This is a genomic window from Cytophagia bacterium CHB2 (genome assembly GCA_030263535.1).
Taxonomy (GTDB): Bacteria; Zhuqueibacterota; Zhuqueibacteria; order Zhuqueibacterales; family Zhuqueibacteraceae; genus Coneutiohabitans.
Window position 1 is genome coordinate 1 of record SZPB01000258.1, and the last position, 10,386, is coordinate 10,386.

Below are 10,386 nucleotides of genomic sequence, written 5' to 3' on the forward strand. Positions count from 1 at the left end.
TCGCTGATTGGTAGAGAAAGAATGTTTTCCCTTTCTTCCCAAATGACTTATCGTTTCACCTAAACTAATAATTGTGAGCGATCACCTCCTTTTGGTGAAAGCATGAGGAAAAATGAACACGGCATTGTAAAGAATAAAGGTGTTTGGGAGTAGTATTGGATTAAATCAGGAATCCCCGGTCAGAGGGCGACTGCGTCCAACCGCAGTTGGAAACAGCGTCACAGTGGCGGTAGGGATCTGCCATACGCTTCTCCGAGTTTCGGATGACCCTTTCCCTGGGCAGATCGTAATTGTTGTAAAGAAAATTGAGAGGGGAGATTGACGGTAAGTAGGTTTTTTCAGAGTCGGAAACGGCCACCAGTATCGGAATACACTGCCCCTCTCACAGAGCGGTTTGGGCTAACAAGCATGTTAGCGTGAATAACGTCGCCGCCGCGTTTGTAAATCGGCAACGCTTTTAACGACAACCGTTCTATAGAAACGAACAATCACGTCTGCGGAAATTTTATCTTGCCATCGTTGCAAAGAGGCAAGTCAATTTCCCATTTGACCGGAATAATTTATGCCCGGCTGATAATGTTCAATCTCGGCTTGGCCGAGGTATACGGCCGAGCCGTGGCGGGAACGTTCTGACAGTCGATCCTACCAATGAAAAACGATTTCGAATGGGCGTTCTTTCACGCGGGGATGAATTGTGAAGAACGTCTGCGTGTTTTAGCCGATGAAAAACAATTGGGAGGGAGTTACAAATCTCAAAAAAACGCCCAGGCGTTGTTTTCGCCTGGGCGTCGATAAATCAGCTTGGGCTTTTACTTCAACAATGTCATCTTGCGCGAGAAGCTGAAGCCTTCGGTTTCGATGCGGTAAATATAAATGCCGCTCGCAACACGCGCGCCCTCGTCATTGGCGCCGTCCCAGGTGATTTGCTTGAAGCCGGGCGCTTCTTGCGCATCAACCAACGTTCGCACGCGTTTGCCCAGCAAATTGTAGATCGCGATCTTGACATGCACCTGCTTGGGCAAATCATAGCGAATGATGGTGGTGGGATTGAACGGATTGGGATAATTCTGCAGCAACGCAAAGCTGGCCGGCGCTTCCGAAGCATGCTCCTCAACGCCGGTAAGCGGACTGACATCAGTCGGCAGTATCGGGCTGAGTTGATAACCGGCAGTTGGATTCGTGGAGCTGAATTGCCCCAACACGCCTTCGAACAATGCCGGGCCGGCGGGAATCGCAACACCCTCGATTTCTGTATCGCTGGCAACCGGCGTGCGCAACGCCACCGCGCCCGATTGATCGCTGGCATCCGTGACCGCATACGTTCTGGCAGCCACGAACACGGTGTCCGAGCCGCGATTGATGTTCAACCCTTCGATGCGAATTAACTCACTTTCATAAGCTTCGCCATTGCTCGCAATTTCAGCCAGCGTCACGAGCTGGGCTGCCGGCAAGGTGTTGCCGCGCGAAACCACTTCAAAACTGCTGATGGGAGATATTTCTTTCAAGGAATTGAATTCCGTCAGCGTGCCGGTAACGCGCAACCGATCGCCGATGCTCACCTCGCCGCTATCAATTGCCGTGCGGAACGCCCCGCTGGTTTGGAAAGCCATGAGGCCGGCGGTGGCATCCTGAAATATGGCAGCGCGGCCTTCGGCGCGTGTGACAATGCCCTCCACCGTGACCACGATGCCATTGGCGGTTTGCCGCGCAATGGACATGGGCATGATGGCCTGCGCGCCCGGAATCACCTGGCCGCGAATCTCGCCGCCGGGGTTATTCGCAGTGTGAAAATTGACATAAAGCTGTCCGGCAAGCAATTCCACCACCAGATCCGGTGTCAGCGGTTGCGCATCCGTGCTTTTCCATACGCCCACAGCGGCATTTTCAGTGACGGCGAGTCCACGCACCACCGGCCCGTTCTTGCCGCGATCAGCAAGATGAAAATGCGCTGCTTGAAACGCGCTGCTAAATCCGGTCACACTGATGTTGTACACGAGTTCATCGCCGCCGGCATTGAGGGTGAACGTGCCAACGCCTGCGGACTCCGTGGTTACCGGCGGATTTTCCTGGCTGCCGTCCAAATTCGCCGCAAAATCGATCGTCACTCCGCTCCGCACCTGGCCGCGAATTTCGCCGCCAGGATTGGCGGCGGTGTGAACATTCACATAAAGATTACCGGCCAGCAATTCTCCCAACAGCTCCGGCGTTAGCGGTTGCGTAGCGTCTGTGCTTGACCAAACGCCGGTGGCAACCGTGTCTGTGAAGGTGATATTGCGCACCACCGGGCCGTTCACTCCGGCGGCCGCATTATGAAAATGCGCCGCAGCAATCGGCCCGCTGAGATTGGCAACTTTGATTTTGAATGAAAGTTCGGTGTGATCGGCATTCAGCACAAACCGGCCGCCGCCGCTGGCGTTCGTCGTCACCGCGGGATTTTCCTGAGCGCCATTCAACACAGCATGAAAAACCATTTCCGCGCCGGGAAGCACTTGCCCGCGAATTTCACCGCCGGGATTGGCTGCGGTATGCACGTTGACATAAATTTTGCCGGCCAGCAATTCGGCCACGAGCGCAGGCGTCAAGGCTTGCCCATCACCGCTGTTCCACACGCCGCTCGCCGTGCCGTTGGTGAAAACGATATCGCGCACCACCGGGCCGTTCACGCCGATGGCGGCGTTATGAAAATGCGAGGCCGCGATCGGGCCGCTCAAGCCGCTCACAGAAACCTCATACGACAACTCCGAACCGGTGGCATTGAGCGTGAAACTGCCAGTACCGCTGGCGTTGGTTGTCACCGGCGGATTCTCCTGCGCACCGTTGAGCATCGCGCTGAAATTCTTTGCTTCGCCCACCAGCACTTGGCCGCGAATTTCGCCGCCGGGATTGGCCGCGGTGTGAACATTCACATAAAGCTCGCCGGCCAGCAATGCCGCAAGCAGCTCGGGCGTCAGCGGTTGGGTGGCATCGGTGGTTGACCAAACGCCGCTTGCAACGCCATCGGTGAAGGTGATATTGCGCACCACCGGGCCATTGACGCCGGCAGCAGCATTATGAAAATGCGAGGCTGTAATCGGGCCGCTTAGACCGTGGACGCTGACATTGTAACTCAGTTCGGTTTGAGCTTCATTCAACACAAACATGCCGCCGCCGCTTGCGCTGGTGGTGACTGGCGGATTTTCCTGGCTGCCGTTGAGCACGGCAAAGAAGATCACAGGCGCCGAGAAATCCGAGCGGCGGGAGGGTTGAATTTGCGGGGTGCCGTTGAATGACGTTGCCACGCCGGTAATGTTCACGGGATTCGGTGGGGTGGGCGAGCCGTCGATGTCCGTGTCGCGGTCGATAAACATGGCAAGATCGCCGCTGCCGTCGTTAATGGTGATGGTGGCGTTGCTGTTCTCCGCAGGAAAGGCCGCAGCAAGGTTGGCGCTATTGATGCGCACCAACTCGCCTTCGAGTGTTGCGCGGTTGTTGACCAGAGAGTCGATGGTCACCACTTGTGCCGGCGGCAAACCGGGAGTATCGATCACAACAATCGAATCCGGCACGGTTTCGATATTCTTGCGGCCCGCATTGGTGGCAATCGTGCTTTCGTTCACACGCACGCGCTGGCCCTGTTCCAACACAGCTTTGCCACTGCCGACAAACATGCGAATGCCGCCCGTGGCATCTTGCAAATAGAATTCGGAGCTGGTGCCGCTCGACAAGTTGAAATCAACCGTGGTAATGATGCCCTCGATGGTGACGTTGCGCGTGTTGTCCGCCAATTGCCGCGCCAGGCCGATGGGCGTCACCACTTTCGCGCCCGGCAAAACCTGGCCGCGTATTTCTCCACCGGGATTCAAAGCGGTATGCACATTGACATAAATGTTACTCGCCAGCAATTCGACGGCCAGCGCTGGCGTCAGCGGTTGCGCGTCGCTGCTCGTCCACACGCCGGTGGAAAAATCGCCGGCAAATGTCAAATTGCGCACCACGCCGCCGTTCACGCCGGCCGGGGCATTGTGAAAATGCGCCGCTGACATTGGTCCGCTCAAGCCGGTCACGCCGATGTGGTAACGCAGCGAATCGCCGCTGTGATTCAGCGTGAACAAGCCAAAGCCTGCACCCTCGCCGGTTTTGGGCGGCACTTCCTGGCTGCCTTCAACTTGTGCGGCAAATTCGACAGCAACCCCGCTGGTGAGTTGGCCGCGAATTTCACCGCCGGGATTGGCTGCGGTATGAACATTTACATAAATATTTCCGGCCAGCAACTCTGCCAGCAATGCCGGAGTCAACGGTTGCGTGGCATCTGTGCTTGACCATACTCCTGAGGCCGCGCCGTCAGTGAATGAGATATTGCGCACCACCGGGCCGTTTGTGCCGCTTGCGGCATTATGAAAATGCGACGCTGTAATCGGGCCGGAAAGATTTCCCACTTTGATGATATACGATAACTCGGTTTGCTCGGCATTGAGCACGAAGCGACCGCCGCCGCTGGCATTCGTTGCCACCGGCGGATTCTCCTGCGCGCCATTGAGCACAGCGAGAAAAACGATTTCCGCGCCTTCCAACACCTGCCCGCGAATTTCGCCGCCCGGATTGGCCGCGGTGTGAACGTTTACATACAAATTGCCGGCCAACAGTTCCGCCACCAAAGCCGGGGTCAACGGTTGCGTGGCATCAGAGCTGAGCCACACACCGCTCGAGGCGTCGTTCGTGAAGCTGATATTGCGCACCACCGGTCCGTTTACTCCAGCCGCCGCATTATGAAAATGCGAGGCCGTGATTGGGCCACTTAAGCCGCTCACCGTCACGTCATAGGTCAACCGCGACCCGTTGGCGTTGAGCGTGAACTTGCCCGCGCCGTTCGCGCTGGTGGTGACCGGCGGATTCTCCTGATCGCCGTTCAGTGTCGCGACAAACTTCTTCTCGCTGCCTGCCAAAACCTGGCCGCGAATCTCGCCGCCGGGATTGGCGGCAGTGTGAACGTTGACATAGAGATTGCCCGCGAGTAATTGTGCAAGCAACTCGGGCGTCAGCGGCTGGGTGGCATCGGTACTCGACCAAACGCCGCTCGCCACGCCGTCGGTGAAGGTGATATTACGCACCACCGGGCCGTTGGAGCCGGCGGCAGCATTGTGAAAATGTGAGGCTGCTATCGCGCCGCTCAGGCCTTTCACGCTCACGAAATATTGCAACTCGGTTTGATCGGCATTCAAAACAAAATAGCCGCCGCCGTTCGCGTCCGTGATGACGCTGGGATTCTCTTGTGCGCCGTTTAACGTGGCCATGAAATACGCCGGTTGTTTCTTCAAGCCGTCCGGCACTGTGCCGGGCGTGGGAATAGCGTTTACCGTCCAACTGCCGCCGGCAATGCTGAAATTTTCACTGGTTTCATCGTGCCCGGTGATGCCGTTGCCGCCGGTCAAGGTTTCGCCGGCTTCGAGGGCATTGCGCGCCGCGCTGGAGCCGCTGGTGTGCGGCTGCGAATTGCCGTCGTTGTCGGCGTTCACCACGGTTTGGCTCGCTACCGGCGTGTCGTTTAGATACGCGCTGGAATCGGAATCCGCATCCGGGCCGTCAACTTTAAAACCCGTTTTGTTTACTGCCGCGGTGATTGTGCCCGAACCCCAGAGGACGTAATCCACGTCTTGCACCAGATCGCTGGCGCCGTCCCAATGAAACAGCACGATGCTTTCACTGCCGTTGGTTAATCCTGCGTTGGTGGTCACCACGATGCCCGCCATGTCCGGCACTTCGGCGTCGTCGCCGAGAATTTCATAATCCGGTAGGGCCGGAGCGTAGGAGGTTTTGAACCCCGCGCCGCTGAACGCGATGACTTTCACACCGCCGGGGGCAATGCTCGCGCCGTCGGGAAACTTGACGAGAAAGTCGAAGTTTGCAACCGCCAATGCAGCAGCGCCATTGACGACTTTGATGTAATCATTATTGTTGTTGGAAACGTCGTCGGTGAGATAGTAGGTCGTAAGATCGACGGTTGCGTTGGTAGGATTATAAATCTCGATAAACTCGCCCGCGGTGGGCGTCACCACAAACTCGGAGATGAGCAGATGGTCGTTCTGACCAAATGCCGGCAGCGCCAGGCCAAGGCAAAGCAGCCCGGCAAAGAGAAAGCGTCGCACAAATTGCATGAGCGTACTCCTTCAGAATGGTTTTGGTGAAATGAGAATTTTGGAGAAGAAAGGTTGACGAGTAAAAGAAATGGAACAGGCGAACTGTTGAGCCGCACACACCGTCATGATCCCCGTCCTGTTTTGCTGAAACACGCGCTCACCCCATGTGCAGGCTGCCGGTTCATGGATGCGGGAGAGTTTAGTGATTATTTGAGAATGCCTTGAAGGATTGCGCGCTGTTGTGCGGTTCGCGAGGCCGCACGCGCATGAGCAAGTGTGCCGAAAGTAGGAAATTTTCCGAGAAAGTCAAGCCCGAAAAGGCAGAAGGAAAATACAGTTTTCCGGCGCAGCCGCCTGTTGGCCAAAATAAAGGCTTGACATTTTCCTATAAGATTCGTATTACTACTAAAAAATTAGTAGAAAAGGATTCGTTATGGCAAAACGCAAAGCCGAGCTTTCCGCCGCCGAATGGGAAATCATGCAAACCGTCTGGCGCGCGAACAAACCGGTGTCAGTGCGGGAGGTGCTGGACGCCGCCTATCCGGACGCTGAAAAAGCGTACACCACCGTCCAAACATTGATGAATATTTTGGTGGAAAAAAGGTTCTTGAAACGTAAAAAGATCGGCCTGGTGAATTTCTATGCGGCGGCCGCCGCGCGCGACACGGTTTTGCGCAGCTCGCTGCAAGCGTTGGCCAAGCGTATGTTCCACGGTTCCTACGGCGCCATGGCCTCGTTTCTGGTGAACGCCGGCACATTGCCTCCGGAAGAAATCGATGAGTTGAAAAAATTATTGGAGAAGAAAAGCGGAGGAACAAATCATGAATAACGTGATGGCAACCTTCCAGGCTCATGCGCCCGGCATTCTGCGCGCGCTGGCTTTGTTTGAACTGCAAATTCTTCTCTTCGCGTTGATGATTTTAGCCCTCGACCATGTTCTGCCGCGCGCCTCGGCAAAACTGCGCTATAGCCTCTGGCTGCTGGTGCTGCTCAAAACGTTTTTGCCCCCGCTCTGGGTGTGGCCGCAGCTTTCGTCATGGTCTGCAGAAGCGCTCGAGTTTGGTTTCATGTCGCCGGTGACGGCAACCGCCGGAACCTCATCACCCGGGCTTACGCTTGCCGGCGGCTTGCTCCTGCTTTGGCTCGCCGGTTCACTTTTCTGGCTGGTACTGGCGGTGCGCAACTTTCTGAGGTTACGTGCAGAACTCCGCCGCGCGCAGCCATTGCCAGTTGCGCCTCATGCTTCTCCCGCCGGCGCTGAACTAACCTGGCCGCCGATCTTGCGCGCCGATCATCTACGCACGCCGCTGGCGCTCGGCTGGTTGCGGCCGCGCATCTACCTGAATCACGCCGCGCTTTCCTCGGACGCCGCAACTCTGCATGCGCTGCTTTGTCATGAATTGGCGCACATTCGCAGCCGGGATAGCTGGGTTATCCTTCTGCAAACGCTCGCACAAATCCTGCATCCCTTCAATCCCGCGCTCGGGCTGATGCATGCCCGGTTGACGCGCTATCGCGAGCAGAGATGCGACGATTTTGCGCTGCAACATTCCGCGGCCACGCCGCAACACTATGGCGAAATGCTTCTGCGCTTTTTGGAAACGAGCACACCTGCCCCCGCTCTGCTGCAAACCAGCGCATCTTTCTTTGAAACAAAAAGCGGATTTAAACAACGTCTCATTTATCTCTTTTCACCCAAGGAGGTTGCCATGAACAAATTCACCTGGACACAAGGGCTGTTGCTCACCGCACTGTTCTTGATTTTAGCGGGCGCATCCTGGCGTTGCAGCGACGAAACGAGCATGCCCAAAACCACCGTTGCACCTGCTGCCAGTCAAACAGCCGCAGATACCATGCCCGATACCGCGTTCGAAGTCGCGCCCAGCGTTGTCAGCCAGGTTGTCCCGGCATATCCTGAGCTGGCGAAAAAGGCAGGAATCGAAGGCGTGGTTTACCTTCAGGTTCTTGTGAGCAAAGAAGGGCAGGTCGAGGACGTAAAGATCAAAGAATGTGATCAACCCAACAACGGTTTTGAAGAAGCTGCGAGTGAGGCCGTGAAGAAATGGGTATTCAAGCCGGCGTTGCAGGAGGGCAAACCAGTCGCCGCAACCGTTACCATCCCGTTCAAATTCAAATTGTCTGCGGAAGTCTCGAAAGCTGCCTCGAAGTAATAAGCGAGCGAAGCCAGGCTTGGATTCAACGCGCTCAAAAATCGATTAAACCTAATGGTGTTCCCGCCTGGCTTCACTTTTCACGGCGAGAAACCACCATCTCACTCCTCGCCGCCCATCTCATACTTTCCCAGCTTGTATAAAAGCGTCGTGGTTTTGATGCCTAAAATGCGCGCGGCTTCGGCTTTCACGCCGTGCGCGCGCGTCATGGCGCGTTCGAGCATGGCGCGTTCAACTTCCTCCAGCGTTTTGTTCAAGTCGAGATTATCATCGGAAAGCGAGAGAATGGCGTTGCGATCTTTCACCAGCGGCGGCAAATCGGCCAGCGTGATGGCCGCGCCCTCACACAGCACCGCGGCGCGTTCCAGCACATTTTCCAGCTCGCGCACGTTGCCGGGCCAGTGATAATTTCTCATCATGTCCAACGCTGCCGGCGCGATTTGTAAATTCGGTTTGCGCAATTCGTGGCCGAGGCGCTGCAAAAAATGTTCGACCAGCACCGGCAAATCGTCCAGCCGCTGGCGCAGGGCGGGCAAATTGATCGGCACGATGTGCAGGCGATAATACAAATCCTCGCGAAAGCGGCCGCTGGCAACTTCTTCTTTGAGATTGCGGTGTGTGGCCGCGATCACACGCACGTCGACGCTTACGGTTTCTTCGCCGCCGACGCGCTCGAATTCCTTTTCCTGCAACACGCGCAGTAGTTTGATTTGCAAATTGGGCGAGATGTCGCCGATTTCATCGAGAAAAATCGTGCCGGCCTGCGCCAATTCAAAACGGCCCAGCTTGCGTTTGAGCGCGCCGGTGAAGGCGCCTTTTTCGTGGCCGAACAATTCGGATTCCAGCAGGGTTTCCGACAAGGCGCCGCAATTCACGCGCACGAACGGGCCTGTGCTGCGGTTGCTGTTTTTGTGAATGGCGCGCGCCACCAGTTCTTTGCCGGTGCCGCTTTCGCCGTAGATGATGACGCTGGAATCCGTGGGCGCGACTTTTTGCAGCATGCGAAAAACCTCCTGCATCGGCTGCGCCTGGCCGATGATCTCGCCGAAATTGCATTGCTTTTCTTCCTGCTCGCGCAAATAGAGATTCTGCGCGTTCCAGTTTTAAGGTAAGCTCCTCCGGTGAGATCGGCTTGGTGATGAAATCGGCCGCGCCTTTTTGCATGGCTTGCACAGCGAGTTCGATAGAGCCGAAGGCCGTCATCACCATCACCTCACAGGCCGGCCGCAGAGTTTTCACTTTTTCCAGCAGCTCCAGGCCGTTCATGCCCGGCAGGCGATAATCCGAGAGGATGAGATCAGCAGGCGCAGTTGCCAGCGCTTGCAAAGCGGCTTCTGCGCGTTCAAACGATTTGACCTCGTGTCCCTGCCGCCGCGCGACCTGCTCCAGGCCTTCGCGCATGGCGGCGTTATCTTCGATGAGATAAAGATGAAGTTTGTGGTTCATATGGAATGACTTGGTTTATTTTATGAACTGCAGCAAAAGTGCGCGCAAAGATACTATGTCAAAAGCCGCAGAGGCAACGCAAAGCAGGATAAATGGCAAAATCTTTTTGGACAAGATCATTACCCCCAAAGATTTTGATCACTTTGCCTTTTTCAGCGGTTCAAGTCTTTGCTCCTCGTTCATTTGATTTATCCTACCTCTAGCGTCAAACGAAAATGCGCGCCCTTTGCGCCCGGCACAAGTTCGATGCGACCGTGATTTTGTTCCGCGAGTTGCCGCACCAGCGCCAAACCTAGGCCGCTGCCCTGCGGTCGTGTGGTAAAAAACGGCTCGAAAATTTTTTCAGCAATCTCCGGCGAAATGCCCGGGCCATTGTCTTTTATTGTAAGTATGAATTGGGCATGTGAAACGGTTGCATTGATTTCGATTTCGCCCTGGCCGTTCACGGCTTCGATGGCATTGCGCAGGAGATTGAGCAAAAGACGGCGCAATTGCCCTTCATCGGCCAAGGCTGCCGCCGAATCCGGCACCTGCATGCGCCACGTGACACCGGGATGCAATTGCTGCAATTGAGCGTGCAGATCGTTAATGATCGGCAAAACCTGTATCCGCTCGCGCTGGCTGGCGCGCGGCCGCGCGCTGCCGTTGGGAACGTC

General features: G+C 56.0%; 4 protein-coding genes and 1 pseudogene. 2 read left to right on the top strand and 3 right to left on the bottom strand.

The genetic code is table 11. The annotated features are described in order from the left end of the window. Positions 1-809 precede the first annotated feature (809 nt). On the bottom strand, positions 810-6,131 hold the full coding sequence (locus FBQ85_20985; protein ID MDL1877615.1) for a CHRD domain-containing protein: 5,322 nt from the start codon (positions 6,129-6,131) through the stop codon (positions 810-812). Positions 6,132-6,546: 415 nt separating this feature from the next. Here FBQ85_20985 and FBQ85_20990 point away from each other — a divergent pair, with 415 nt between their 5' ends. After that, on the top strand, positions 6,547-6,942 hold the full coding sequence (locus tag FBQ85_20990) for a BlaI/MecI/CopY family transcriptional regulator (GenBank protein MDL1877616.1): 396 nt from the start codon (positions 6,547-6,549) through the stop codon (positions 6,940-6,942). Continuing rightward, positions 6,935-8,284 (top strand): M56 family metallopeptidase, encoded by a 1,350-nt coding sequence (locus tag FBQ85_20995; protein ID MDL1877617.1) that lies wholly within the window; start codon positions 6,935-6,937, stop codon positions 8,282-8,284. The genes FBQ85_20990 and FBQ85_20995 overlap by 8 nt, the downstream gene beginning before the upstream one ends. A 101-nt stretch (positions 8,285-8,385) precedes the next feature. Here the strand turns inward: FBQ85_20995 and FBQ85_21000 are convergent. Beyond that, positions 8,386-9,730 (bottom strand): annotated as a pseudogene (locus FBQ85_21000) (sigma-54-dependent Fis family transcriptional regulator). A gap of 188 nt (positions 9,731-9,918) precedes the next feature. Continuing rightward, on the bottom strand, positions 9,919-10,386 hold a 468-nt coding region (locus tag FBQ85_21005; protein MDL1877618.1), incomplete at its 5' end, for a sensor histidine kinase.

Bases quoted from the DNA above. Each gene is read 5' to 3' on its own strand.
- FBQ85_20985 (MDL1877615.1), bottom strand. From the start codon at position 6,131: ATGCAATTTGTGCGACGCTTTCTCTTTGCCGGGCTGCTTTGCCTTGGC.
- FBQ85_20990 (MDL1877616.1), top strand. From the start codon at position 6,547: ATGGCAAAACGCAAAGCCGAGCTTTCCGCCGCCGAATGGGAAATCATG.
- FBQ85_20995 (MDL1877617.1), top strand. From the start codon at position 6,935: ATGAATAACGTGATGGCAACCTTCCAGGCTCATGCGCCCGGCATTCTG.